This window comes from Uliginosibacterium sp. 31-16 (genome assembly GCF_030730865.1).
Taxonomy (GTDB): Bacteria; Pseudomonadota; Gammaproteobacteria; order Burkholderiales; family Rhodocyclaceae; genus Uliginosibacterium.
The window spans coordinates 752,337-777,290 of record NZ_JAVALZ010000002.1; the positions used below are offsets into that span (position 1 = coordinate 752,337).

Genomic DNA, 24,954 nt, shown 5'->3' on the forward strand with positions numbered 1-24,954 from the left:
TCGTTACTCGGTCCTGCTTTTAAAGCATAATCCCCCCCTTTGCCCGCATGGGCTGAGCGGATCCCTTTTGTGGCGCACGACGTAAGCAGTTTTTCCGGCCGCCTGCTGGCCTATCTCGACATGTTGCTGGTTGATCACGGACTGTTCCGCGTGATCTACAACAATCTGTACGCCCTGCCCGGCGGCCTGTATCGCAGCAGCCAGCCCAGCCCCGGCCAGATCCGCAAGTACCAGCGCAAGCTCGGCATCAAGACCATCATCAACCTGCGCGGTGCGGACGACACGCGCCGCTATGCGCTGGAAGCCGAGGAGTGCCGCCGGCTTGGCATCACCCTGGTCGACTTCAAGGGCATCCTGTCACGCAGCGCGCCGGAGCTCGTCCATGTGCAGCGTGCGCGCGAGATGTTCGACAGCATCGAATACCCGGCGCTGATCCACTGCAAGAGCGGCGCAGACCGCGCTGGCTTCGCGGCGGCCCTGTACCGGCTGTTCCGCCTGAATGAACCGGTGCAGGAAGCGCTGTGCGAACTGTCGTGGAAATACGGCCACCTGAAGGGCTCCAAGACCGGCATCCTCGATTACTTCTTCGAGGAATATCTCGCGGCCAATGCCCGCGAGCCCATTGAATTCATGACCTGGCTGAGCACGGTCTACAATCGGGATCAGCTCAAGCAAGCCTTCCACACCCGTGGCTGGGCAGATTTTCTGGTCGACAAGGTGTTGCACCGCGAATGATCCTGAAAACCTCAGTTGAACGTCCCCGAGTGGGCCACGATGCGGTGCGTTGGCAAGACGCGCCAACGCTGCGGGCCCTTGCCCGCAAGGAGGCGCAACGCCGCCAGCGTACGGCAGCGTGGTTCAATCGGGGGCGTAGCGCTCTTACCCAGATGATGATTACTGCCAAGTCGATAACCCCCCGCATCCGCCTGAGCCTCCCCATGAATCGAAGCGATCAACCGAGGTTTCCAGGATGAGAGACTCTTTCCAGCTCTACCGCCGCCTCCTCGCCTACATCAAGCCTTACTGGCGCGTTTCGGCCCTGTCCATTCTGGCCATGATGGCCGTGGCGGCGAGCACGCCGCTGCTGACCCACCAGCTGCAGCCGCTGCTGGATGAAAGCCTGATCGCCAAGAACAGGGAGGCGATCCTGTGGGTGCCGCTGACCATCCTGCTGATCGCCTGCGCCAAGAGCTTTGCCGAATACGTCTCCAGCGTGTCCAGCCAGTGGGTGGCCAACAAGGCCATCGAAGACCTGCGCCGCCTGGTCTTCAATCACCAGATGGATCTGCCGGTGAGCACCCACCAAGCGCAGACCACCGGTCGCATGCTCTCGCGCATCACCTACGACATTCCACAGGTGGGCGCGGCACTGTCCACGGCCTGGATCGTGGTGATCCAGGACACGCTGACCATCCTTGCGCTGCTCGGCTACCTGTTCTTCAAGGCCTGGCACCTGACGCTGATCATCTTCGCCATCGGCCCGGCCGTTGCGTGGATCATCCGCAAGGCCAGCACCGGCATGCGCGCATCGAACCGCACCCAGCAGAACCACATGGGCGACATGACCTGTGCCGTCGAGGAACAGCTCGCCGGCCTGCGCGAAATCAAGATTTTCGGCACCCGCGAACACGAAGCCACGCGCTTCGCCCGCATCGCCACCCGGCTGCGCAAGGAAACCATGCGCGTGGTGCGCATCTCCTCGGCCAATGTGCCGATGGTGCAGGTGCTGGCCTTCGGCGCCGTGTCGGTGGTGATCTTCGCCGCCTCGCGGCTGGCCGAGAACAGCCTGCTCTCGCCGGGCGAATTCGTCGCCTTCATCGCCACCATGGCGATGATCTTCGAACCGATCCGCCGCCTCACCAACATCAACTCCACCATTCAGCGCGGGCTGGCCGGCGCCCAGAGCATCTTCGAGCTGCTCGACCTGCCCGCCGAGGCCGACACCGGCACGCAGAAGATCGACCGCGCCCGTGGCGAAATCCGCTTCGAGCACGCCACCTTTGCCTACCCGGGTCAGGAGACGCCGGCAGTCAACGATCTGTCGCTGACCATCGCGCCGGGCGAAACCGTGGCCTTCGTTGGCGCCTCGGGCAGCGGCAAGACCACCCTGATGGCGCTGGTCGCGCGCTTCTTCGAGCTGCAAAGCGGGCGCATCCTGATCGATGGTGTGGCCCTGCAGGACATGTCGCTGGCCAGCCTGCGCGAGCAGCTCGCCCTGGTCGGCCAGCACGCCGCCCTGTTCGATGACAGCGTGGTCAACAACATCGCCTATGGCCGCCACGGCGCCAGCCAGAGCGATATCGAAACTGCAGCCGCTCAGGCCCACGCGCTGGAGTTCATCAACAAGCTCACCCAGGGCTTTGACACCCGCATCGGCACCAACGGCAACCAGCTCTCCGGTGGACAGCGTCAGCGTCTGGCAATTGCCCGCGCCTTCCTCAAGAATGCGCCGATCCTGCTGCTCGACGAAGCCACCTCGGCGCTGGACAACGAGTCCGAGCGCGTGGTGCGCGAAGCCTTGGTCGAGCTGCGCCGCGACCGCACCGTGCTGGTCGTGGCCCACCGTCTGACCACCATCCGCGACGCCAACCGCATCGTGGTGATGGAACGCGGGCGCATTGTCGAAATCGGCAATCACGAGGAGCTGCTGGCTGCCAACGGCGCCTACGCGCGCCTGCTCGCCAGCGGCGAGGACATCGTTGAAGACTCAGGCATCGCGCCCCTCTCGGCACTCCAGGCATTCAACGAAACGATGGCGCGCGGCTGAACAGGGCGCTCCAAAGCCGCATGCAGCAAGGATCTTCAGCAGGGTACGTCTGAGGAGCGCCACTGACGGACCTCTTCAAGGCACCCAGCCTGCGAGGCACTACCCAAGCGGCTCTCTGGAGCATGCCGCTCAGATCCTGTTTCCAAGAAAAAACGCCGGCACACGCTGGCGTTTTTTCTGCTTTCGGCACTGCGCGGCTTACAGCTTGCCCGCTCCGGCGTTGGCCCGTACGTAAGCCGGCACGGCGTCCGGCGCCAACAGATCAGCGGGTCTGGGCGGCGTCCATGTGATGTCGGCAATCGCCGCCTTGGGGCCTGCCGCATTGAAGCTCTGGACGATGCCCACCGGCTTGCCGTTCAGCACCGAGCCCACATCGCGCAAGGCCGCACCCGGAACAAAGAAGCTCACCAGCCCGGCCGGGTCGCTCAGGCCGGCGATTTCGAATACATTGTTTTCCGAATGGATCTTCGCCGCAGCTCCCAGCCCGAAGGCGTAGGCAAAGGGGTATTGCGGATCGGTCTTGCTGCCCGCAAACAGGTTGTTGTAGCTGTGCACCTGTCCGTAGCGCACCAGCTGCTGACGCTGGCGCAAGCCGTCGAAGAAATTGTGATGGTAGGTCACCTTCAGGTAGCCCTCATCGCCCGGTGCATTGTCGCTGCCACCAACGAGCATCGATTTGTCGTGGTTGAAGAAATGGCTGTTCGACACGGTAACGAAGTTCGAGGCATTGGTAATGTCCAGCAAGCCATCATGCGGAGTGATCTTCTGCTCGGGCTGGTCATACGGCAAGGCGAAAATGTTCGGGATGGTCTTGGCCAGGGTCTGCCCGTCGCTGAACGAGCAATGGTCGATCCACACCTGGGTGGCGCCCTTGATCGAGATAAGATCGAACTCGGAATTCCAGCGCCCGCCATTGCAGCGGTGCGGGCCATGCTCCTCATCCACGAACTGCGCCTGGCAGCCTGGCACCGTGTGATTGACGCCGAAATCATCAATCACCGGCGCGGTACGCGTGGTGCTGTAGGAGTCGCCCGGATTCCAGGCGGGGAAGTAATCGTAGGCATCTTCAAACCCGATATTGCGGATGATGATGTTCGACACCCCTCGATCCAGATACAGATTGCCCTTGATGATCTTCGCGTCCTGGCCAAGACCGATCAGGGTCGTGTTCGACGGGATCAGCACCAGCACCTGATGCTTCTGCCGGTTCCACGAGCGCAGGCGCGCCTCCTCCAGCGCTCCGGTGATCTTGGGCGGGCGGCCATTGACCAGCGGCTGGCGATTCCACACGTGCGGATTGACCAGCTTCTTGTAGGCCTCGAAATCGTAGGCCGGATCGACGTAATCCTTGTAGCCCAGCTCACGCCCCGAATCATCGGAGCTCAGATTGATCGTGCCCTGGATGCGCAGGATCTTGGGGCTGTTGCCCGAGCGTTTCAGGGCATCCACAAACTGCTTGCGAGTGCTGACCGTGTAGACGTCACCCGCCTTCGCCGCACTGCCCCCCGTCACGCCCGGCCCGGCGGAACCCCAGCCATCCCCCGCAGGCAAGGGCTGCCGCTCCACGGGCAGCGGGCCTGACATGTCCGCGCGTGGCACCTCGGATGCACATGCAGACAACAGCAATAGGCTGGCCAAGGATGCAGCAAGCAGGGTGTGCTTCATGGTTCCCTCGAAACGCGACAGTGGGATGAAGAGGATAGAGCAAAAATGAAAAAGCCGACAAATTCGTCGGCTTTTTCATTTCTACAACATCCAGGACTCAGAGCTTGCCAGCCCCGGCATTGGCTTTCACGTAAGCCGGAACCTCGGCGCTTGGAAGCAGCTTCATGGCTGTAGCAGGAGTCCAGCTGATCGTGCCGATCTGCTGTTTCGGATTCTTCGCATTGAAGTCCGCAACGATATCCACAGGCTTGCCATTGAGCAGCGTACCCGAATCCGCCATGGCCGAACCCGCAGTAAAGAAGCTGATCAACTCGGCCGGAGCGAAATCGCCCTGCAGTTCGTAAGCATTGTTCTGCGACAACACCTTGGCGTTCTTGCCCAGGCCAACACCGTACATGAACGAATACTGCTTGCCGACACGCTCGCCGGTGTAGAGATTGTTCGCGACGTGAACCTTGCCGAAACGCACGCGCGGCTGACGCTGACCAACACCGTCGAAATAATTGCGCACGTAGCTCACGCTGAGCTTGCCCTCATCGCCGTTATCGCTGTCGCTGCCGCCCACCAGACTCAACTTGTCGTGATTGAAGAAGCGGCTATTGGAAATCGTGACGAAGTCAGATCCCTTGGTGATGTCGATCGCTGCATCGTGATGCTGGACCTTCTGCTCAGGCTGGTTATACGGCGCACCGAAAACCGGCGGGAACTGCTTGTCCAGACGCTCGCCATCGCTGAAAGAGCAATGGTCGATCCACACATTCGTGGCGCCCTTCAGGGTGATCATGTCGTAGAGCGAATTCCAGCGCCCGCCATTGCAACGATGCGGCCCCTTGGTGTCGCTCTCGAACTTCTCCTGGCAACCATCGACGGTGTAGTTCACACCATTCACGATCACCGGCTCGGTACGCTTGATGTTGTAACCATCGCCCGGGTCCCACTCGGGGAACAGATCGAAAGCATCCTCAAAAGCGATGTTGCGGATGATTACATTAGAGATGCCGTTATCAATGTACAAAGAGCCTTTGATGATCTTGGCATCCTTGCCAACACCGATGATGCTGGTGTTCGACGGCACCTGCAGAACGATATGCGCGAACTGCTTGTCAGCCGATTTGCGACGAGCCTCTTCCTGCGGGCCACTGAGCTTCGGCGGCTTGCCCTTCACGAGTTCCTGACGATTCCAAACGGTCGGATCATAGGCCTTCTTGTAGGCCTCGAAATTGTAGACAGGGTCCGCAAAATCCTTTTCCGTCAGCTCACGGCCCGAGTCATCAGTCGACAGGTTGATCGTACCCTTCACATAGATGATCTTCGGCTCGGCACCGGCCTTTTTCAGCGCGGCGACCAGCTCCTTGCGGCTTGATACGGTCAGCACATTCTCAGCGCTTGCCTTGGCACCACCTGTCGTGCCTGCACCTGCAGCGGCCCAGCCGCCATCAGCAGGCAGAACCTGCCGGCCCAGTTCCCCCAGGGCAGCGCCTTCAGACTTTGCAGGACCTACGCTGGAGCACGCAGCCAGCAAACCTATCGCCGCCAGAGAAACCACCAATACGTTCTTCTTCATACTCTCCTCCGAATGGAACAACACAGGATTCAGTTGCGGGGTGGATACAGCCCCTCATGCCAACCCTTGAGCAGGACAAGCGCTTGGAACAGACCCGCACGGAATGGTTCAACGGTGATCGGGAACATACCCTCAAACAGTGCTTTTCGCCAGTCCGAAAAAATTACGTTTTCGCTTCCAGCGCCTCCCAGCGCTCAAGCAAAATCAGCAACTCATCATCAATCGCCGCCAGCCGCGTGTGCATGGCGGGCAGCTCGGCGCCACGCTTCTGGTAGATGTCCGGATCAGCAAGCAGCTGTTGCAAACCGGCCTGCTCCGCTTCGAGCGCCGATATCTTGCCCGGCAGGGCGTCCAGCTCGCGTTTTTCGTTGAAGCTCAGCTTGTTCGACTTCGTCTGCGCCTTGCGTTCGGCCTCCACCGGTTTGGCCACCACGGCAGCCTTGCTGGCGGCTTTCTCCGCCGCTTCGCGTTCCATCGTACGCACCCGCAGCCAGTCGTAGTAACCGCCGGCATTCTCGCGCCAGCGCCCACCGCCTTCGGCCGAGATCGTCTGGGTCACCACGTTGTCGAGGAAGGTCCGGTCGTGGCTGACCAGAAAAACCGTTCCGTCATAATCCTGCAGCAGCTGCTCAAGCAGCTCCAGGGTCTCTACGTCGAGATCGTTGGTCGGCTCGTCGAGTACCAGGATGTTCGCCGGCCGCGCAAACAGACGCGCCAGCAGCAAGCGGTTGCGCTCGCCCCCCGAAAGCGATTTCACCGGGCTTCGCGCGCGCTGTGGCGAGAACAGAAAATCTTCCAGATAGCCGATCACGTGCTTCCTCGTATTGCCTATCTCGACGTAATCCGAGCCGGGGCTGATCACATCGGTCAACGGGGCTTCCGGATCAAGCGCCGTGCGGAACTGGTCAAAATAGGCCACCAGCTGCTTGGTGCCACGCCGGATGCGGCCGGCATCGGCTTCCAGATCGCCAAGGATGAGCTTGAGCAAGGTGGTCTTGCCCGCACCGTTGGGACCGAGAAAGCCGATGCGGTCGCCACGCATGATGCGCGCCGAGAAGTCGCGGATCACGGTCTTGTCACCAAAGCTCTTGCTGACGTTTTCCAGTTCAGCGATCAACTGGCCGCTTTTCTCGCCACGGTCCAGCTGCAGATTCACGTTGCCCAGCTGCTCGCGGCGCTCGGCGCGCGTGCGGCGCAGATTCTCCAGACGCAGCACGCGACCTTCGTTACGGGTGCGCCGGGCTTCCACGCCCTTGCGGATCCAGACTTCTTCCTGCGCCAGGAATTTATCGAACTCCGCATTGCTCTTGGCCTCCATCTCCAGCATCTCGGCCTTGCGCTGCTGGTAAGCGGAATAGGAGCCCGGAAAGCTGACCAGCCGTCCGCGATCCAGCTCGACGATGCGTGAGGCGGCGTTGTCCATGAAAGCCCGGTCGTGGGTGATCAGCACCACCGCCCCCCGGAAAGCCTTGATCAGTTCTTCCAGCCAGTCGATGGCTTCCACATCCAGATGGTTGGTCGGCTCATCAAGCAACAGCAGCTCGGGCTCCCCGGCCAGCGCACGCGCCAGCGCCACGCGTTTGATACCACCGCCGGAAAGGCTGGACACCCGCGTGTCGCCATCGAGCTTCAGGCGATCCATAACCTGCTCCACCTTGTGGTGCACAGCCCAGGCGTTATGCGCGTCCAGTTCATGCTGCAGGGCAGACATGCGCTCCATCGCCGCCTCATCACCCTGCGCCACGGCATGCGCGGCAGCGTGATAATCGGCAATCAGGCGCGCCGCCTCGCCGACGCCGTCCGCCACGGTTTCAAACACCGTGCGCGCGAGATCGAAATCCGGCTCCTGTGCCACATAGGCCATCTTCAGGCCGGCCTGACGCCACAGCGTGCCGTCGTCCAGCTTGCCCTGCCCGGCCATCACCCGCAGCAGGCTGGATTTGCCGGCGCCGTTGCGGCCGATCAGGGCGACCCGTTCACCGGGCTCCAGGACCAGTTCGGAGTGATCCAGCAGGGCTACATCACCAAAAGCGAGGCAGGCATTATCAAGAGTCAGCAGCGGCATGTGGAAACACAATCACGTCAGGCGGAGAAGGCCCGGATTGTACCCTCCGTACCGCACCGGGCGGCGCTCTTCAGGCCATCCTGCCGGAGATCCGCACCAGACGGTCATTTCGCGGCATCCCCATCCGGAAAGCAGGCCGCACGCGGCTCTCCGGGCAATCGCCGACTCCCTTCTCAGAACGCTGCACAGCCCGTCGGAGCAGGCTTCCCGCGCCTTCAGCGGCACCTGACCTATATGTCTAAAGATATAGCAGCTAGAATGCGTGCATTGACATCCGCCCGGAGCAGGAGAAAGTGATGCCAGCTTCACCGCCAAACCACATTGCACCACGCCCGGGCGTTTGCCATGGCTGGCGGGGCGTGCTGCTGGCTCTCGTCCTTCTGGCGGCAGCGGCGCCAGCCGGCGCGATGGACATCCTGAAAATCGCCCGTCCGGAGTCGGCCACCGACCGCCGTCTGGACTATACGGATTCCCTGCTGTTCGAAGCCATGCGCCGCACGACGGCCAGATATGGCCCCTATCAGGTAGAACGCGCGCCAGAGTTCCTCTCGCGCGAGCGCCTGCTGGAAGAGACGGTGCGCGGCGAAATCATCAATGTCACCTCCGTTCCCAGCCAGCCAGCCTGGGAAGAAAAACTCATCACCATCTGGATTCCCGTCGATCTGGGCATGGCGGATTACCGCATCTCGCTGATTCGCGCGGATCAGCAGGCGCGACTGTCTGCGGTAAAGCGTCTTGATGAACTCAAGGCCCTGAGCATGGGCGCCGGCACCCTGTGGAGCTCGCGCAAGATCTACGAAGACAACGGCTTCGAGGTTGTCCCCGGCGCCGATTACGAATCGCTCTTCAAGATGCTCATGGCAGGCCGCTTCGTGCATTTCCCGCGCGGAGTGAACGAAGTCTTTACGGAATACGAAGAACGCAAGGCCGCTTTTCCCAAACTGGCCATCGAGCAGGAGGTCGTCGTGCAGTTTCCCCTGCCCCGCTATTTCTTCGTCACGCAGAATGACCCGAGACTGGCGCGGCGCGTCGAGGAAGGGCTGGAATCGATGGTCCGCGATGGCAGCATGATGAAGATGATGAAGGACTATCACGCAGACATGATCCGCCAGGCCAACTTCTGCTCCCGGCGCCTGTTCCGCATCCCGAATCCCCTGCTCTCCGCGAAGACGCCACTGGATCGCAAGGAATTCTGGTTCAACCCCTACGATCCGAAAACCGGCATCTGCCCTCAAACCGCCGCCGTCCGCAAGGCACCCCTCCGGTGAGCCCCCGCGTGCCTGCCCTTTGCAGATGGACTGCGCTGCCAAGGGCACGCAACACACAGCCATGAACACTCCCGCCCCTTCTCACGACAAGCGTTTCTCCATTTCCTGGCTGATGGAGCATTTGTTGCGCCTGCGTCTGCTGATCGCGCTCGCCGTTGCTTTCGGCCTGGCAGTGCCGGCCCTCATCATTGCCCATAATGAAGGGGCTGCCGTCCGGCAAGACAGCTTCAAACAACTGCAGGCGGATCTGCAACAGCTCACCGAAGTGAGCGCCGAAGCGCTGCGGGAGTCCCTGTGGCAACTCTACCCGGAGTTTGGCGACTCGGTCGCCCAGGCCGTGTTTCGCGACCCCCGCATCCGCGTCCTGAGCGTACGGAACATCCGCAGCCCGCAGCCATTTCTGGAATACCGGCGCCCGCTCATGGAGGGAGAGTCGGTCATGCGCATGCAGCGTGAGGTGCGCTACAAGGATCAGGTCATCGGCAGCGTCGATATCTACATGTCCACCGCGCAGGCCGCACAACGCGCCGAAGCGGCTAGGCAGCAGATCCTGACCCGTACCCTGATCGGTCTGACGCTCTCGCTGCTGCTGATCTTTCTGGTCATGCACTGGCAACTGGTGCGCCCGATCGAGTACCTGAAGAGCATGTCAGTGCGGCTGGCGGGCAAGGATCTGAGTGAGCCGATCCAGCTCCCCCGTCGCGATGAACTGGGAGAGCTGGCACGGAGCCTGGAAGCCACCCGGGTATCTCTGGCCCAGGCCTTTACCGACCTGGAGGAGAAGAACCGCGAAGTGGAAGAGTACGCAGAGGATCTGGAACTGCGCGTAGCTGAACGCACGAACGAACTGGTCGCCAGCAATGCGCGCCTGTCCGAAGTCATCGACAGCCTGCAGCGCGCCCAGCACGACCTGATCGAAGCGGACCGGCTGGCCTCGCTTGGGCGCATGGTGGCCGGCATCGCTCACGAACTGAATACCCCGCTGGGCTCCAGCCTCACCGTCATGTCCACCCTGCTCGACCACCATCGCACGATCAGTGCTGCCATGGAACAGAGCAGTCTGCGGCGTTCGCAGTTTGACGAGTTCGTCGCCGGCATTGGCGAAGGTCTGGACATCATGCAACGCAACGTGATGCGTGCCGCCGAAATGGTGAACAAGTTCCGCCAGGTAGCGGTCGATCAAACCAGCGAGCAGCGTCGCAGCTTTGATCTCCAGGGCTTCATCGAAGAAGTGCAATTGGCACTGAGCCCGAACTTCAAGCATGCAAGCATCCAGTTGCACACGGAAACAGCCGAAAACATCGAGCTGGACAGCTATCCCGGTCCGCTCGGGCAGGTGCTGGCCAACCTCCAGCTGAACGCCCTCACCCATGCTTTTGAAGGACGCGACAGCGGCAACATCTGGCTCAAGGCCGAGGCGCTGCCGCCCGGTCGGGCCCGACTGACGGTGCGCGACGATGGTGTCGGCATGAGCAGTGCGGTGCGCGAACACATCTTCGACCCCTTCTTCACCACCCGCCTGGGACGCGGAGGATCGGGCCTGGGCCTGGCCATCGTCTACAACATCGTCACCGGCATCCTGGGTGGTCGTGTCGTCGTGCACAGCACGCCAGGTGAAGGATCGGAATTCATCATCGAAATCCCGCTGTGCGCACCGGCCAACAGCACCCGGAAAGAAGGCAGCAACATCGGCTTCGGCTAGGGGCTGTTGACCAATCGCTCGCGGGCCTGATCATTCAGATCCGGCAGACGTCCGGCCATCACACCCCGGCCACGTCGCGGTGCACTCCGTGCTTGGGCAAGTCCCGCACAGGCGGTACAATGCGCGCCGTTCTGCCTCCATAGTTGAATGGATACAACAGCCCCCTCCTAAGGGGCAGGTACAGGTTCGATTCCTGTTGGGGGTACCAAAACGCCAAGGCCCGCACAACGCGGGCCTTGTCATTTCAAAACAGGCATGCCTGCACAGCCGCATCTGGCAAGACTCTTCAGCATGCATGCCCGTACCGCCGCACGCAGCAATCCACGGCAAGCCCCCATCCCGAAGATCCACGCTGCAAGCGGCTCTTCAGCATGGGCATGAAAAAGCCCCGCGCGCGGCGAGGCTTGTCGGAATGGATGAACGCCGAGTCAGGTCAGACTTTGTACACCGCCAGGGCGTCAGCAATCTCCTGGCTCATCGCAGCGATGTGATCGACCGCGTCGGCCGAGGCGCTGGCCGCAACCGAATTGCGTTCGGTCATCTGGGCGATCTGTTCGATCTGCTGGGCGATGGTGGTGCTGGCACTGCTCTGCTCGCGCACTGCTTCAGTGATTTCAGCAACGACACTCACCACTGCGCCAGAGCCGGACTGGATGCCATCAATTGACTCACCGGCGCGCCGGGCGTTATCCACTCCTGCATCGACCTCCCGCACCGCCACGCTCATGCTGTCGACGGCCAGACGGGCACGCTCCTGCATGCGCCCGAGCAACGTGGTGATCTCCTGCGTGGATTTGGCGGTGCGCTCGGCAAGCTTGCGCACTTCATCTGCCACGACGGCAAAACCGCGGCCCTGCTCGCCAGCCCGCGCAGCTTCGATGGCGGCGTTCAGGGCCAGCAGGTTGGTCTGATCGGCAATCTCGCGAATGATGTTGGCCACCGAGGAAATGCTGTCGCTATCGCTGCGCAAGGCGTCAATGCGCTCGGCTGCTTCGCGCACGGTGCCGGAAATAGTCTGGATGCCGCTGACCGTGGCCAGGATGACCTCGGAGCCACGACTGGCGTTATCGCGTGAAACCAGGGTGTGGTGGCTGGCTTCCTCGGCTTGATTGGCAACGACCGAGATGCTCACGGTCAGCTCTTCGATGGCGGCAGCCATGTGGGTCGAGGCTTCGCTTTGACTGCGTGAGTTGTCGGCAATCTGGTGGGCATTAGCTTCGGCTTCGCTGGTGATGGCCTGCATGCGCCCGGTGGCTTGCTGGATCTCGGCAAAGCTGCTGCGCAGGCGTGCCAGCAAGGCGTTGTAGGCATTCAGGGTGCGGCCAATTTCATCCTGGCTATGCACCGGAATGCTGTCACGGAAATCGAGTTGCTCAGCCGTCCTGGCAATGGCGCCCTGCATGGCGGCCAGCGGACGGGCAATGGAGCGACCGACAAAAACCCCCTGCAATGCAATCAGGCCCAGACCGATCACGGCGGCCACCAGAATCAGGCTGATGGTGGCGTGATAAGCCTTGTCAGACTGCTCGCCGGCCGCATTGGCTTCGGCAGTCTTGAATTGCATGAGCTTGTCGAAGGAACCGCTGAGTTTCTGATGCAGGGGACCGACCTGACTCTGCATGATACCGATGGCCATTTCAGCCTCGCCCGCCTGGGACAGGTTGGCGATCTGGGTCATCTTTGACAGATACTGGGCCATGCTCATCTTGAGTTCGTCCAGCACCTGCTTTTCAGCTTCATCACTGGTCTTTTCGGAGTACAGATTGATCTGCCGGATGATGTCTTCGAGCAGTTCGTTGATCCGCTTGGTCAGCGCGCCGGCCTTGGCGCTGTCGCTAGTGGTTGCGAGCTCAAAAGCCGTGGCATTCATGCCAAGGTACATGGCACGCACCTCACTGGCAGCGAGCACAGCCGGCAAGGTATTGTCGGTAATGTTGTCGACGCTGGCGGACACCCGTTGCAGTCCGAACAATGCCATTCCAAAGACTACGGCACTGGTCAGCATGGAAAGGACCACCATCAGGGCTATCTTGCGTGCGATGCTCATTCTCGGACTCCCGTACAGACGTGAACCGGCGTGAAGGATTCACACGCCAGCGTGATTAACTCTTTTACGGCAGGGGAGACGATCAGCTTGAGGGATGCAACGACCTCTCGTCGCACAAAAAAGGGGCGAAACCCGCAGGTTCCGCCCCTTTTGATGACTACAGCCCGGATCAGAGCGCCTTGGCGTTCTCAGCCAGATACTTGGCCACACCTTCGGTAGAAGCATTCATGCCCTTGGCGCCCTTCTTCCAACCCGCCGGGCAGACTTCACCATGCTCTTCGGTGAATTGCAGGGCGTCGATCACGCGAATCAGTTCGTCGATGTCACGCCCCAGCGGCAGGTTGTTGACGACCTGATGCTGCACCACGCCGCTCTTGTCGATCAGGAAGGTGCCGCGGAAAGCCACGCCGCCTTCGGATTCCACGTCGTAGGCCTTGGCAATTTCGTGCTTCACGTCAGCCACCAGCGTATAGCCAACCTGACCGATGCCGCCCTTTTCCACCGGGGTATTCTTCCAGGCGAGGTGGGTGAATTGCGAGTCAATCGATACACCGATGACTTCAACGTTGCGCTTCTTGAATTCTTCGAGGCGGTGATCGAAAGCGATCAGCTCGGAGGGGCAGACGAAGGTGAAGTCCAGCGGGTAGAAGAACACCGCCACATACTTGCCCTTGTTCACCTGGGACAGAGTGATGTCCTTGATCTCGTTGTTGCCCAGAACAGCGGTCGCGGTGAAATCAGGGGCTTGTTTGCCAACCAGAACGGCCATGATGAATCCTCTCTCTTGATTGATGGTTCCCGGCATACCTGAGTAAACCGGAGGGGTTTGGGTGAGCGGATTATGGTAGCGACGCCCTTGAAGGTAAAGCCCGCAGCCGATTGTCTGTGCCTATTACTCAGATAGTCGGGCGCTTTTCAAAGCCCTGCGCCCGCTCTGGAGTGTCTTCCACCAGAATTTCGTCCACACGGGCATCCGACGGGCCATAGCTGGCCCAGTGAACCAGCGCGGCCACGGCAGCCTGCGGTCCGCTGACCAGGGCTTCCACCTGCCCATCGCGCCGGTTGCGCACCCAGCCATCCAGCTTGAGTTTGCGTGCCTCCTGAAACATGAACCAGCGAAAGCCTACGCCTTGCACATGGCCACGGATCAAAAGGTGACGGCCCACATCATCATGCAGATCACTCATTCAGTTTCATCCTGGATTTCTCGCGCCCGATGCAGGGCCGCGTCAATATCGTCACATACATTGTGCACGCCAAGCTGAGCAATCAGGCCGGAACGGCGTACAAGGGATTGAGGCTGAGCCCCCAGACCGCACAACACCAGAGTAGCCCCTTTCTTGATCAGCGCTTTTTGTAAGCCCTGCAGCCAGTCAATACCGGAAGTGTCTATATTGAGCACTTCGCGCAGGTTCAGCACCAGCACTTCGACCTCCAGTCGTGCAGGATCGATCTGTGCGTCCAGCTTGGCTACCGCACCGAAGAACAGTGACCCTCGCAGGTCAAAAGCCAGCAGGCCGGGACGCAGTTTGACGCCAAGAACCTCGGCCGTCGTCAGGTCCTGCATGCGGTAGATGAAGAACAGACTGGCCAGAACCATCCCGATTTCCACCGCGATGGTCAGGTCGAACAATACCGTCAGGAAAAACGTGGCAAGCAGAATAATGCGGTAATTCCACGAGAAGTGTTTCAGGCGCACAAACTCGTGCCACTCGCCCATGCGTACGGCCGTCACGATCACGATCGCGGCGAGTACAGGAATCGGCACCCATGCAGCCAGAGGGGCCGCCGCCAGCACGATGACCAGCAAGGTCAGCGCATGTACGATACCAGCCACCGGCGTACGCCCGCCGGCGCGCACATTGGTCGACGTGCGGGCGATCGCCCCCGTTGCTGCAATCCCGCCAAAAAAGGGAGATGCAATATTTGCCAGCCCCTGCGCCAGCAATTCCTGGTTCGGATCATGCCGGTCCTCAACCAGAGGATCGGCAACCCGTGCTGACAACAAAGACTCAATGGCCCCCAGCAACGCAATCGTGATCGCCGGTGCCAGCAGGCTTCCCAGGCTACTGAGAGCCGGCAGGGGAAAGGCTATGGCTGGCAAGCCTTGAGGAATTCCATTGAAACGGCTGCCGATGGTCTCCACCGGCAATTCCAGCAGCACGCTCAGCACAGTTCCCAGCAGCAGGGCCATCAACAGCGCCGGCACCGCCCCCGCGCGCGGACAACGTCGCACCAATGCATCCCAGCCATATTTCAAAACTACCGTCCCTGCCCCCAGTCCTGCAGCATAGGGATTGATCGTCGACACCAGCCCGGCCAAAACCTGCATGCGCGCAAAGAATTCGGCCGGTAAAGCGCCGCCGCCCATACCGAAGAAGTCCTTGATCTGCGAGAGCATCAGCACCACACCAATACCATTGGTGAAGCCGATCACGACCGAAATCGGAATGAAACGGATCAGGTTGCCCATGCGCGTAAGCCCCATGACCAGCAGCATGATGCCGGCCATGAAAGTTGCCGCAAGCATGTTGCTGATGCCGTGCGCTGCCACGATGCCGTACAGGATGGGGATGAAGGCGCCGGTGGGGCCACCGATCTGCACCAGCGAACCGCCAAAAGCCGAAATGATGAAACCGGCAATGATCGCCGTCCAGATACCCGCCGAGGGGCTGACTCCACTGGCGATTGCAAAGGCCATGGCAAGCGGCAGGGCCAACACGCCGACGGTCACTCCCGCCGAAAGATCGCGAAAAAAGATGCTCCGGGAATAGCCCCTGAGCGCATCCTGAAGCTTGGGATGAAACTGCAGCACCGTTACCTCCCGTCAAAAACCGCCCGTTCACAATAGCCGGCACGCCAGCTTCAGACTGTTCTGGTAGACCAGAGTGCGAATCCCTTGGTAATGCGGCTGTCAGCCCCTAGTCGAATTCATCCTGAATCTCGCGGCTGCGTACCAATGCCGCATGCAGGCTGGAGCACACGTTGTGGAGGCCCACGACGGCCAGCAATCCCGAGCGGGACAGATAGTCCTGCACATGCTCGGTCAGCCCGCACAGAACCAGCTCCCCTTCCTTTTTCGCCAGCGAGCGATGCACGCCATGCAGCCAGCCGGCACCGGTTGCGTCGATGTTGATGACCTCGCTCATGTCAAACACCAGCACCCCTGCATCTCCCTGGGTCTGAGCAATTTGCTCGTCAAGCTTGGCCACCGAACCAAAAAACAGGGTACCGCGCACGGTATAGACCGCCACCCCGTTATGCGCTTTCAGATCAACGCGTTCAACTCCGGTCAGATCCTGCATGCGCTGGATGAAGAAAAGACAAGCCAGCAACAGGCCCATTTCCACTGCCACCGTCAGATCAAACAACACGGTCAGCAGGAAGGTGGAAATCAGGATCAGCGCGTAATGCCAGGGGAAGCTGCGCAGACGGGTAAACTCGTGCCATTCGCCCATGTGGATCGCCGTCACCACCACGATCGCGGCCAGCACGGGAATCGGCACCCAGGATGCCAGTGGCGCTGCCACCAGCACGATCAACAGCAGCGTGAGCGAATGCACCATGCCAGCCACTGGCGTGCGCCCCCCGGCTTTCACGTTGGTCGATGTGCGCGCAATCGCCCCGGTTGCCGCAATGCCGCCAAAAAATGGCACAACCATGTTGGAAACACCTTGCGCCAGCAGCTCCTGATTCGGATCGTGCTTATCCTCGATTTGCGGGTCGACCACCCGCGCCGAAAGCAAGGACTCGATCGCGCCGAGCAGCGCAATGGTCACGGCAGGCATCAGCAGCTTGCTGATCGCATGCAGGTCCGGCACCGGAAACTGAAGCGCCGGCAGCCCCTGCGGAATCCCATTGAAGCGACTGCCGATGGTTTCCACCGGCAGATTCAGCAGCACACCTGCCAGCGTCCCGATGATCAGCCCCGCCAGTTGCGCCGGTACCTTGCCGAGCCACCGCACACGCTCGGCGATACGAGCCCAGCCGAATATCAGGATCAGGGTACCCAGCGCCAGAACCGTGGCATGCAGATTGAATGTCGGAGCCAGCTGCCACAAAGCCTTCATGCGCGGGAAAAAATCCGCTGGTAACGCCTCGCCCCCCAATCCGAAGAAATCCTTGATCTGCGAAAGCGCCAGCACCACGCCGATGCCATTGGTGAAACCGATCACCACCGAGATCGGGATGAAGCGGATCAGATTCCCCAGCCGCAGCATTCCCATCAGCAACAGAATGATGCCCGCCATGAAAGTGGCCGCCAGCATGTTGTTGAGCCCGTAGGCCACCACGATGCCATACAGGATGGGGATGAAAGCACCGGTCGGACCACCGATCTGTACCCGCGAACCTCCCAGAACAGAGACCAGGAAACCGGCGATGATAGCCGTCCAGATCCCGGCCGAGGGGCTGGCGCCACTGGCTATTGCGAACGCCATCGACAGCGGCAGAGCCAGCACCCCGACCGTGATGCCCGCGGAAAAATCGGCAAAGAAGCGGCCTCTGGAATAGCCCTTGAGCGAATCCTGAAGCTTGGTATGAAAGCGGTGAAACGATGCCACTGCAGACCTCCTCTTCAAACCTGAACGCGCAACGCAGTCCGGGGAAAAGGAGATTCAGCGCGGATGAAGGTGGTGGGCGACGATCCAGAGCAGTGAGCGGGTCAGTGGCATCGTCGTGGCGTCCTTATTCGCCGAGCACCTTGTCTTCAGGTTTCTCGGCGCGTTCGGGCAAAGCCTCACGCAGCAGGTTGGCCGCCGCAATGAGCATCAGCAGCCCGCCCGCTACCAGCAGCACCGCCGCTTCGACGACGCTGCCCGGCAGTTTCACCAGCAAGGCCTCGCCATTGGCCAGAAACATGGCCCCGGCAGCAAACAGCAGCATGCCGAAAAGATCCAGCCCCAGCCACGCAAACATGCGTGGTGTAAGCTGGATGCGTTTGCGGCCGTTGGGCAACATCACTTCACCCGCATGCCGGGTTGGGCACCGGAATCCGGCGAGAGGATGAAGAGACCCGGCACTTCACCCTTGTCGTCGGAAGCAGCCAGCACCATGCCCTCGGACATGCCGAATTTCATCTTGCGCGGCGCGAGATTGGCCACCATCACCGTCAGGCGGCCGACCAGCAGCGCCGGATCATAGGCACTCTTGATACCGGCGAAGACCTGGCGCGGCTTCGGTTGTCCGTCAACCACTTCGCCGATATCCAGCAGCAGCTTGATCAGCTTGGCAGCCCCTTCGACATGTTCGGCCGCGACGATCTTCGCGATACGCAGGTCGACCTTGCCGAAATCATCGATGCTGATGAAGGGCTCAAACTCATCGGCTTGTGCCGCTTCGGTCTGCGCCGCATGGGCCTGATGCTGGGCGTGTTTCTGGGCCGGCTCGGCGGTCTTCACTTCGGTCACGAGGGTTTCCTTGTTGGCTTCGATCAGGGCATCGATCTGCTTGCGCTCGATGCGGGTCATCAGGTGGGCGTAGGGGTTGATGCAGTGGCCGACGGCCAGCGGCGCGGCCAGATCGCGCCACACGAAAGGCGTCACGCCGAAGAAGGCTTCGACCTGGGCGGCGAGCGCCGGCAGCACCGGCTTGAGCAGGATGGTCAGCGCGCGGAACTGGTTCAGGGCGGTCGAGCAGGCGCGATGCAGGCGCTCCAGCTGGGCCGGGTCTTTCGCCAGTTCCCAGGGCTTCTCGTCATTCACGTACACGTTGGCGACGTCGGCCAGACGCATCACTTCACGCAGCGCACTGCTGTAGTCGCGATCGTTGAAGGCTTTGGTCAATGTCGCAATCGTTTCTTCGGCCACGAATGGGGCCAGCGCGGCCGCATCGCTGGCGGCGAGCTTGCCGTCGAAGCGCTTGCTGATGAAGCCGGCGCAGCGGCTGGCGATATTCACGAACTTGCCGACCAGATCCGAATTGACCTTGGCCACGAAGTCGTCCAGCGACAGATCCAGATCCTCGATGTTCGAATTGAGTTTCGCCGCATAGTAGTAGCGCAGCCATTCCGGATTGAGCTTCTGCTCCAGATAGGAACGCGCGGTGATGAAGGTGCCGCGGCTCTTGCTCATCTTGGCGCCATCAACGGTGAGGAAGCCGTTCACGTTAAGGAAATTCGGCGTGCGGTAATCGGCGAACTTCAGCATCGCCGGCCAGAACAGGGCGTGGAAGTAGAGGATGTCCTTGCCGATGAAGTGCACCATCTCCGTACCGGCTGCAGCGGCTTTCACCGGATCGATATAGTCAGCCACGTCGAAGCCGACGCGATCCGCGTAGTTCTTGAAGCTCGCCAGATAGCCGATCGGCGCATCCAGCCAGACGTAGAAATATTTGCCCGGCGCGTCCGGAATTTCGAAACCGAAATACGGTGCGTCGCGCGAGATATCCCAGTCGGAAAGCTTGTTCTCGCCCGCCTCGCCCAGCCATTCGCGCATCTTGTTGGAGGCTTCCGGCGGCATGCGGCGTGAGCCGTCGGCATTCGTCGCGCGGGTCCACTCGCGCAGGAATTCGACGGCCTTCGGGTCGGACAGGCGGAAGAAATAATGCTCGGAGGAGCGCAGCTCGGGCGTCGCACCGGACACCGCCGAATACGGGTTCTTCAGCTCGGTCGGCGCGTAGGCCGCACCGCAGACCTCGCAGCTGTCGCCATACTGATCCTTGGCCGCGCACTTGGGACATTCGCCCTTGATGAAGCGGTCAGCCAGGAACATCTGCTTGACCGGGTCGTAATACTGCTCGATGGCACGCGTCTCGATCATGCCGGCCGCGCGCAGCTTCTTGTAGATATCTTCAGCGTAAGCACGGTTTTCCGGGCTGTGGGTCGAGTGGTAGTTGTCGAAAGCCACGCCGAAATCGGTGAAGTCACGCAGATGCTCGCCGCGCACACGCTCCACCAGTGCCTCAGGGCTGATGCCTTCCTTCTCAGCCCGCAGCATCACCGGCGCACCGTGGGTGTCATCCGCACAGACATAATGCACTTCGTTACCCAGCATGCGCTGGAAGCGTACCCAGATATCGGCTTGCACATAGCCGACGAGGTGGCCGAGGTGGATGTCGCCGTTGGCGTACGGCAGGGCGTTGGTGACGAAGATCTTGCGCGAAGGAGTGCTCATTTTTATGGAGAACAGGGAGATTCAAAGGTTCAGACTGCAATTGTAGCCCGGGATGCCTGTCGACGGCCGCCACGCCAGCCCGAAGACCGCAGGTTCAATCCACGATCAGCAGCTTGCCAAGGCCCACTGCCGCACCCTGTCAATAGCCAATCACCGTGTAGAAACCCGGAGCATCGGCATTGCCGGCGCGCAGCTGAAGGCTGATCTTCGGGCAGCCGCACCAGCAAGAGCTCCCGACGCGGCCCATCATTGCCCATGCTCGCCCTCCAGCCGCCGGATCAATACCGGGTCCTGCAGACCGGACCTGCGCCAGCATTGCGACAGAAATGAAAACGGGCTGCAATTGCAGCCCGTTCACCATTCATCCAGCCAGAAGCAACAAGGCTCAGAGCGAATAACCCATATCCAGCGCAACCGCTGCATCACGACTCGGACGCTTCAGGCACTCACGAAGCATCTGCGACATGCCCACCTGAAGCATTCCGGAATTGAACCAGCGATCATAGATCCCCATGATTTCTCCGCTGGAGTACAAACCCGCCAGGGTTTTGTCTGCAATGGCCCGCAGGGCGGCATCGTCCTTGCGGAACATCAGCGCCATCGGTTCGATCGACATGGCTTTGGGGCTGATCGCAAACTGCTCCGGCTTGCTGCTCTGCATGCGCAAGCTCTCAAGCGCGATATCAACTTGACCGAACGCGGCAATACTGCCCGCCTCCAGCGCCTTCATCGCCTCCTGATTGTCATTGAACAGGACAAGATTCATGCTGCTGAGCGGCCCGCTCTTCAATTGGGCAAACAGCTTCTCCGCAGTTGTTCCCTTGACGACACCAACCGTCTTGCCGGCCAGATTTTCATGGCTCTGAAATCCGCTTTCCTTGCGAAAGATGAAACGCTCTCCCGCCACAAAGTGCGCGTAGCTGAAACTTGCCTCTGCCTGCCGCGATTTGGTGTTAACGGTCTGTCCGCACTCCATGTCAATGGAGCCGTCTTTCAGCTTGCTGATGCGGTTTGCTGCCGTCACCGGAACATACTGAATCCGAATATCCGGCAACTTTAGATCCTTGCGTGTTTGTTCCAGAACCTTGTTGCACAATTCAACCGAATAGCCTGTAGCCATGCCTTGGCTGAGCGTGGTAAATGGCAAGTTATTGTCGCGAATGCCCACGGCCAGCACGCGCGTCTTGCGAATTTTCTCCAGCGTATCAATCGACTGGGCAAACGCCATGGATGACATCAGGCAGACCGATGCAATGGCAATCAAGAGTTTTGAACAACCAGAGCGCGCCACGCTCAAGCCATTATTCGATGCGGTTTTCATGCCAATAATCCAAGGATTCAATTCCATGGATTGTACTGATACGAAAGTCGAACTATTGGCCTGGATTGTTAAATCCGATGGCCTGCGCGCCTGCCAAGCCCGGTTGACACAACTTTCAACACTATCGCCACCCAAAACATCATCCGGAGGCCCGTTTTTCAGATCCGGTCCGATTTTTTTGAGCTTGGCGTGGTTCGAAACCATTCAAACCTCACTTGACTGGATCTACGGGAACTGCCCGCGATTTTCTTGAATGCGTACAGCTCCTGATCTCGCCAGCAAATTCTTGACTTTCATCGTTTCCATTACCAATCAAGTTTGTTACCGTTCGGCCTCCCTGCCTTCACATCCCGGCCCTCCGGGCCTTGCTTCATGCGCATCCTGCTGATCTATTCAAACCAGAGTCGTGAAATGGAACCCGCTGCTCCGGTGGGTTTGAGTTATGTCGCGTCAGCCACCCAGGCAGCCGGACATGAAGTGAAGCTGCTTGATCTGGCTTTTTCGCTGGATCTCACGGGCGATCTGGCCGCGGCGATCCAGGCTTTCAAGCCGGAAGTGGTCGGCCTGTCGATCCGCAACATCGACAATGTGGTCAGCCAGCGCTTCGTCTCACCGCAGGACGCCCTGCGTGAACAGGTCGCGGTAATCCGTCAGCATGCGCGAAAACCCGATGGCACACCGGTGCCGCTGGTGCTGGGCGGCCCCGCGATCTCGATTCTGGCCGAGCGCGCATTGAGCCTGTTCGGCGCCGATTTCGCCAATGTCGGCGAAGGTGAAGTGGCCTTCCCGGCACTGATCAACGCCATCGAACGCGGAACCCCGCTGAGCGAAGTACCCGGTCTGTGCTACTGGCAGGATGGCGTTGCGCAGCGCAACCCGACTGTTCTGCTGCCAGGCTTTGACCACTCCGGCATGCAGCGTTTCGTGAACTGGAAAAACTACCAGAAGAGCGGTGGCACGTGGCCGGTGCAGAGCAAACGCGGCTGTGGCATGAAGTGCACCTACTGCGCCTACCCGCTGGTCGAAGGCAGCAAGCTGCGCCTGCGCCCACCGGGCGAAGTGGTGGACGAGATCGAGCAGGTGCTGCGTGACGTCAAGCCGCGCACCTTCGAGTTCGTCGACTCGACCTTCAACACGCCGGCCTCGCACGCCATCGAGATCTGCGAGGAAATCATCCGCCGCAAGATCAAGGCCAGCTTCACGGTGATGGGGCTGAATCCGCGCGATGTGCCGCCGGAGCTCTTCCCGACCATGAAGCGTGCCGGTTTCAACTCCATGCTGATCTCGCCCGAAGCCGGCTGCGACACCATGCTGTCGAATTTCCGCAAGGGCTTCACGATGGAGCACGTGAATACCTGTGTGGATCGTGCCCGTGCCTCGGGCATGAAAAGCTTCTGGTTCTTCATGCTCGGCGGACTGGGCGAAACCATGGAAACCGCAGAGGAGACCATCCGCTTTGCCGAAGAGCGCCTCACCGGGCGCCAGTTCCTGTCGGTCTTCTTTACCGGCATCCGCCTGCTGCCCGATACCGAACTGGCCCGTCAGGCCATTGCCGAGGGCTATATCAGCGCCGACACGGACCTCTCCAGCGGCGTGTTCTATCACTCGCCGCTCGTGAGTGAGCAGGCCCTGATCGACCGTGTGACGCTCGCCTTCTCGCGCAACCCGTGCATCGTGCATGCCGCCGACGGCGCCATCTCGGATCGCCAACGCATGTTCTACGCCTGGCTGGACAAGCTCGGCGTGGCCTCGCCGTACTGGCGCTTCCTGCCGGATGTGCTGAGCTTCCCGCCGCTGCACTATCTGCGCAACAAATACCCCTCGGGCATGGCCGCCGGCACGCCATGAGGCACCCAGCTGAAGAGCCGCTTGCAGCAAGGCTCTTCAGCCTCCCTGCCCGCTCAGGCAGGTGCCACTCGGCTCTCCAGCACGCTCACGTCAGGCTGCAGGGCCAGCAAGGCCGGCAGCCCGATGTTGGCGCGCGCCTTGTTGCAATGAGGGTCGGGCAGGCCATCCTCCCGCCAGGGATTCAGCTCCCGGCACGTGCTCGAGCGCAGCGGATAGATCGTGCAGCGGACTTCCTGCCCCGGCTCCCCACCAAGGGCCACGCAGCGCGTCACGTGCGGATGGGTACCCGCCATGGCCCGCAGATGAGGTGTGACCTGCACGGTCAACGCGTGCGGCACGCTGCCGCCGGGCGCATCATCAGCCTCGGCCCAATAGAAGGAAACGCGGTAGCTGCAGCAACATGCGCCGCAGGTAATACAGGGATTCTGCTTGTCACTCATGTTTGAACGGAGTGGCGTGGTAAGCTTGACTGAAACAATCAGGTATTAAGAAGGCTGGACATGAGTGTATCCGAGCAAGACCTCCTCGCCACCCTCGGCGAACTGATCGATCCAAACACCGGCAAGCGCTTTGCCGAGGCCAAAGCCATCAAGGCCGCCACGCTCAAGGGCGACACCGCCGAAATCAGCGTGGAGCTGGGCTACCCGGCAACCAGCCAGTTCACCGCCATCGCGGCTCAGATCGAGGCCGCGGCCTGCGCCCTGCCCGGCGTCACCAGCGCGAAAGCCACGGTCAGCGCGAAGATCGTCGCCCACAAGGTGCAGGGTAATGTGCAATTGCTGCCCGGCGTGAAGAACATCATCGCCATCTCCTCCGGCAAAGGCGGCGTCGGCAAGAGCACCACCGCCGTGAATCTGGCCCTCGCACTGGCCCAGGAAGGTGCACGCGTCGGCATTCTGGACGCCGACATCTACGGCCCCAGCCAGCCGCAGATGCTGGGCATCGCCGCAGCCCAGCCCGAATCCGACGACGGCAAGACCATGCTGCCGCTGCAGGCGCATGGGCTACAGGCCAACTCCATCGGCTTCCTGATCGACCCCGAACAGCCCATGGTGTGGCGCGGCCCGATGGTCACCCAAGCCCTGCGCCAGCTGCTCTTCGATACACGCTGGAACGAGCTCGACTATCTGGTCATCGACATGCCGCCGGGCACCGGCGACATCCAGCTGACCCTGGCGCAGACCGTGCCGGTCACAGGCGCGGTGATCGTCACCACGCCGCAGGACATTGCGCTGCTGGATGCGCGCAAGGGTCTCAAGATGTTCGAGAAGGTCGGCATTCCGATCCTCGGCATCGTCGAGAACATGAGCATCCATGTGTGCTCGAACTGCGGCCACGCCGAGCACATCTTCGGCGCCGGCGGAGGCGAGGCGATGTGCGCGGACTACGGCATTCCCTTCCTCGGCGACCTGCCGCTGGACATCAGGATCCGCAGCCAGACCGACGCCGGCACGCCAACCGTGGTCGCCGAGCCGGACAGTGCGATTGCAGACGCCTACCGCGCTATCGCGCGCAAGGTGGCGATCAGCATCGCCGAGAAACAACGCGACATGCGCCTGAAATTCCCGACCATCGTCGTCAACAAGGACTGAAAG

The 24,954-nt window shown here is 60.9% G+C and carries 18 protein-coding genes and 1 tRNA gene; 7 read left to right on the forward strand and 12 right to left on the reverse strand.

Annotation, left to right across the window (positions count from 1 at the left end):
* The first annotated feature begins 69 nt into the window (after window positions 1-69).
* Entirely contained in the window at window positions 70-735 is a 666-nt protein-coding gene (locus tag Q9Q94_RS11180; RefSeq protein WP_305980143.1) for a tyrosine-protein phosphatase, read from the forward strand.
* A 235-nt stretch (window positions 736-970) separates the two neighbouring features.
* Window positions 971-2,767, forward strand: a complete 1,797-nt coding sequence (gene msbA, locus Q9Q94_RS11185; protein WP_305980144.1) for a lipid A export permease/ATP-binding protein MsbA — start codon at window positions 971-973, stop codon at window positions 2,765-2,767.
* Between the two features lie 198 nt (window positions 2,768-2,965).
* On the opposite strand, the gene Q9Q94_RS11190 is transcribed toward msbA, so the two are convergent.
* The 3 genes from Q9Q94_RS11190 to Q9Q94_RS11200 all read right to left on the reverse strand — a co-directional run bounded on the left by Q9Q94_RS11190 (window position 2,966) and on the right by Q9Q94_RS11200 (window position 8,061).
* Window positions 2,966-4,432, reverse strand: a complete 1,467-nt coding sequence (locus Q9Q94_RS11190; protein ID WP_305980145.1) for a polysaccharide lyase family 1 protein — start codon at window positions 4,430-4,432, stop codon at window positions 2,966-2,968.
* Between the two features lie 97 nt (window positions 4,433-4,529).
* Window positions 4,530-5,996, reverse strand: coding sequence for a polysaccharide lyase family 1 protein (locus tag Q9Q94_RS11195; protein ID WP_305980146.1), 1,467 nt, complete (start codon window positions 5,994-5,996; stop codon window positions 4,530-4,532).
* A 163-nt stretch (window positions 5,997-6,159) separates the two neighbouring features.
* Entirely contained in the window at window positions 6,160-8,061 is a 1,902-nt protein-coding gene (locus Q9Q94_RS11200) for an ATP-binding cassette domain-containing protein (protein WP_305980147.1), read from the reverse strand.
* A gap of 296 nt (window positions 8,062-8,357) precedes the next feature.
* Between Q9Q94_RS11200 and Q9Q94_RS11205 the strand changes: the two genes are divergently transcribed.
* The 3 genes from Q9Q94_RS11205 to Q9Q94_RS11215 all read left to right on the forward strand — a co-directional run bounded on the left by Q9Q94_RS11205 (window position 8,358) and on the right by Q9Q94_RS11215 (window position 11,239).
* Window positions 8,358-9,329, forward strand: coding sequence for a hypothetical protein (locus Q9Q94_RS11205; RefSeq protein WP_305980148.1), 972 nt, complete (start codon window positions 8,358-8,360; stop codon window positions 9,327-9,329).
* A 61-nt stretch (window positions 9,330-9,390) separates the two neighbouring features.
* Window positions 9,391-11,031, forward strand: a complete 1,641-nt coding sequence (locus tag Q9Q94_RS11210; protein ID WP_305980149.1) for an ATP-binding protein — start codon at window positions 9,391-9,393, stop codon at window positions 11,029-11,031.
* A gap of 133 nt (window positions 11,032-11,164) precedes the next feature.
* Window positions 11,165-11,239, forward strand: a tRNA-Arg gene (locus Q9Q94_RS11215).
* Between the two features lie 225 nt (window positions 11,240-11,464).
* On the opposite strand, the gene Q9Q94_RS11220 is transcribed toward Q9Q94_RS11215, so the two are convergent.
* The 8 genes from Q9Q94_RS11220 to Q9Q94_RS11255 form a co-directional block, all read right to left on the reverse strand.
* Window positions 11,465-13,078 (reverse strand): methyl-accepting chemotaxis protein, encoded by a 1,614-nt coding sequence (locus tag Q9Q94_RS11220; protein WP_305980150.1) that lies wholly within the window; start codon window positions 13,076-13,078, stop codon window positions 11,465-11,467.
* A 169-nt stretch (window positions 13,079-13,247) separates the two neighbouring features.
* Window positions 13,248-13,847: a peroxiredoxin gene (locus tag Q9Q94_RS11225; protein ID WP_305980151.1), complete on the reverse strand. Its 600-nt coding sequence runs from the start codon at window positions 13,845-13,847 to the stop codon at window positions 13,248-13,250.
* A gap of 127 nt (window positions 13,848-13,974) precedes the next feature.
* The gene (locus tag Q9Q94_RS11230) at window positions 13,975-14,265 is read right to left on the reverse strand and encodes an acylphosphatase (protein WP_305980152.1); all 291 of its coding nucleotides are present in this window, start codon (window positions 14,263-14,265) and stop codon (window positions 13,975-13,977) included.
* Complete coding sequence (locus Q9Q94_RS11235) at window positions 14,262-15,893, reverse strand: SulP family inorganic anion transporter (RefSeq protein WP_305980153.1); 1,632 nt, start codon at window positions 15,891-15,893, stop codon at window positions 14,262-14,264. Before Q9Q94_RS11235 ends, Q9Q94_RS11230 begins: the two co-directional genes overlap by 4 nt.
* A 106-nt stretch (window positions 15,894-15,999) precedes the next feature.
* The gene (locus Q9Q94_RS11240) at window positions 16,000-17,640 is read right to left on the reverse strand and encodes a SulP family inorganic anion transporter (RefSeq protein WP_305980154.1); all 1,641 of its coding nucleotides are present in this window, start codon (window positions 17,638-17,640) and stop codon (window positions 16,000-16,002) included.
* A 124-nt stretch (window positions 17,641-17,764) separates the two neighbouring features.
* The gene (locus tag Q9Q94_RS11245) at window positions 17,765-18,040 is read right to left on the reverse strand and encodes a hypothetical protein (RefSeq protein ID WP_305980155.1); all 276 of its coding nucleotides are present in this window, start codon (window positions 18,038-18,040) and stop codon (window positions 17,765-17,767) included.
* Entirely contained in the window at window positions 18,037-20,190 is a 2,154-nt protein-coding gene (gene metG / locus Q9Q94_RS11250) for a methionine--tRNA ligase (RefSeq protein ID WP_305980156.1), read from the reverse strand. The genes Q9Q94_RS11245 and metG overlap by 4 nt, the downstream gene beginning before the upstream one ends.
* A gap of 385 nt (window positions 20,191-20,575) precedes the next feature.
* Window positions 20,576-21,715, reverse strand: coding sequence for an amino acid ABC transporter substrate-binding protein (locus Q9Q94_RS11255; protein WP_305980157.1), 1,140 nt, complete (start codon window positions 21,713-21,715; stop codon window positions 20,576-20,578).
* 168 nt (window positions 21,716-21,883) lie between these two features.
* Between Q9Q94_RS11255 and Q9Q94_RS11260 the strand changes: the two genes are divergently transcribed.
* Entirely contained in the window at window positions 21,884-23,359 is a 1,476-nt protein-coding gene (locus tag Q9Q94_RS11260; protein ID WP_305980158.1) for a B12-binding domain-containing radical SAM protein, read from the forward strand.
* 53 nt (window positions 23,360-23,412) lie between these two features.
* Here Q9Q94_RS11260 and Q9Q94_RS11265 read toward each other — a convergent pair whose 3' ends face one another.
* Window positions 23,413-23,799 carry a YkgJ family cysteine cluster protein gene (locus tag Q9Q94_RS11265; RefSeq protein WP_305980159.1) on the reverse strand — a complete coding sequence of 129 codons (387 nt, stop codon included), beginning with the start codon at window positions 23,797-23,799 and terminating at the stop codon, window positions 23,413-23,415.
* Window positions 23,800-23,859: 60 nt separating this feature from the next.
* On the opposite strand from Q9Q94_RS11265, the gene apbC reads away from it, so the two are divergent.
* Window positions 23,860-24,951 carry an iron-sulfur cluster carrier protein ApbC gene (gene apbC, locus Q9Q94_RS11270; protein ID WP_305980160.1) on the forward strand — a complete coding sequence of 364 codons (1,092 nt, stop codon included), beginning with the start codon at window positions 23,860-23,862 and terminating at the stop codon, window positions 24,949-24,951.
* Window positions 24,952-24,954 lie beyond the last annotated feature (3 nt).

Bases quoted from the DNA above. Each gene is read 5' to 3' on its own strand.
- msbA (WP_305980144.1), top strand. From the start codon at position 971: ATGAGAGACTCTTTCCAGCTCTACCGCCGCCTCCTCGCCTACATCAAG.
- Q9Q94_RS11190 (WP_305980145.1), bottom strand. From the start codon at position 4,432: ATGAAGCACACCCTGCTTGCTGCATCCTTGGCCAGCCTATTGCTGTTG.
- Q9Q94_RS11195 (WP_305980146.1), bottom strand. From the start codon at position 5,996: ATGAAGAAGAACGTATTGGTGGTTTCTCTGGCGGCGATAGGTTTGCTG.
- Q9Q94_RS11200 (WP_305980147.1), bottom strand. From the start codon at position 8,061: ATGCCGCTGCTGACTCTTGATAATGCCTGCCTCGCTTTTGGTGATGTA.
- Q9Q94_RS11205 (WP_305980148.1), top strand. From the start codon at position 8,358: ATGCCAGCTTCACCGCCAAACCACATTGCACCACGCCCGGGCGTTTGC.
- Q9Q94_RS11210 (WP_305980149.1), top strand. From the start codon at position 9,391: ATGAACACTCCCGCCCCTTCTCACGACAAGCGTTTCTCCATTTCCTGG.
- Q9Q94_RS11220 (WP_305980150.1), bottom strand. From the start codon at position 13,078: ATGAGCATCGCACGCAAGATAGCCCTGATGGTGGTCCTTTCCATGCTG.
- Q9Q94_RS11225 (WP_305980151.1), bottom strand. From the start codon at position 13,847: ATGGCCGTTCTGGTTGGCAAACAAGCCCCTGATTTCACCGCGACCGCT.
- Q9Q94_RS11230 (WP_305980152.1), bottom strand. From the start codon at position 14,265: ATGAGTGATCTGCATGATGATGTGGGCCGTCACCTTTTGATCCGTGGC.
- metG (WP_305980156.1), bottom strand. From the start codon at position 20,190: ATGAGCACTCCTTCGCGCAAGATCTTCGTCACCAACGCCCTGCCGTAC.
- Q9Q94_RS11255 (WP_305980157.1), bottom strand. From the start codon at position 21,715: ATGGTTTCGAACCACGCCAAGCTCAAAAAAATCGGACCGGATCTGAAA.
- Q9Q94_RS11260 (WP_305980158.1), top strand. From the start codon at position 21,884: ATGCGCATCCTGCTGATCTATTCAAACCAGAGTCGTGAAATGGAACCC.
- Q9Q94_RS11265 (WP_305980159.1), bottom strand. From the start codon at position 23,799: ATGAGTGACAAGCAGAATCCCTGTATTACCTGCGGCGCATGTTGCTGC.
- apbC (WP_305980160.1), top strand. From the start codon at position 23,860: ATGAGTGTATCCGAGCAAGACCTCCTCGCCACCCTCGGCGAACTGATC.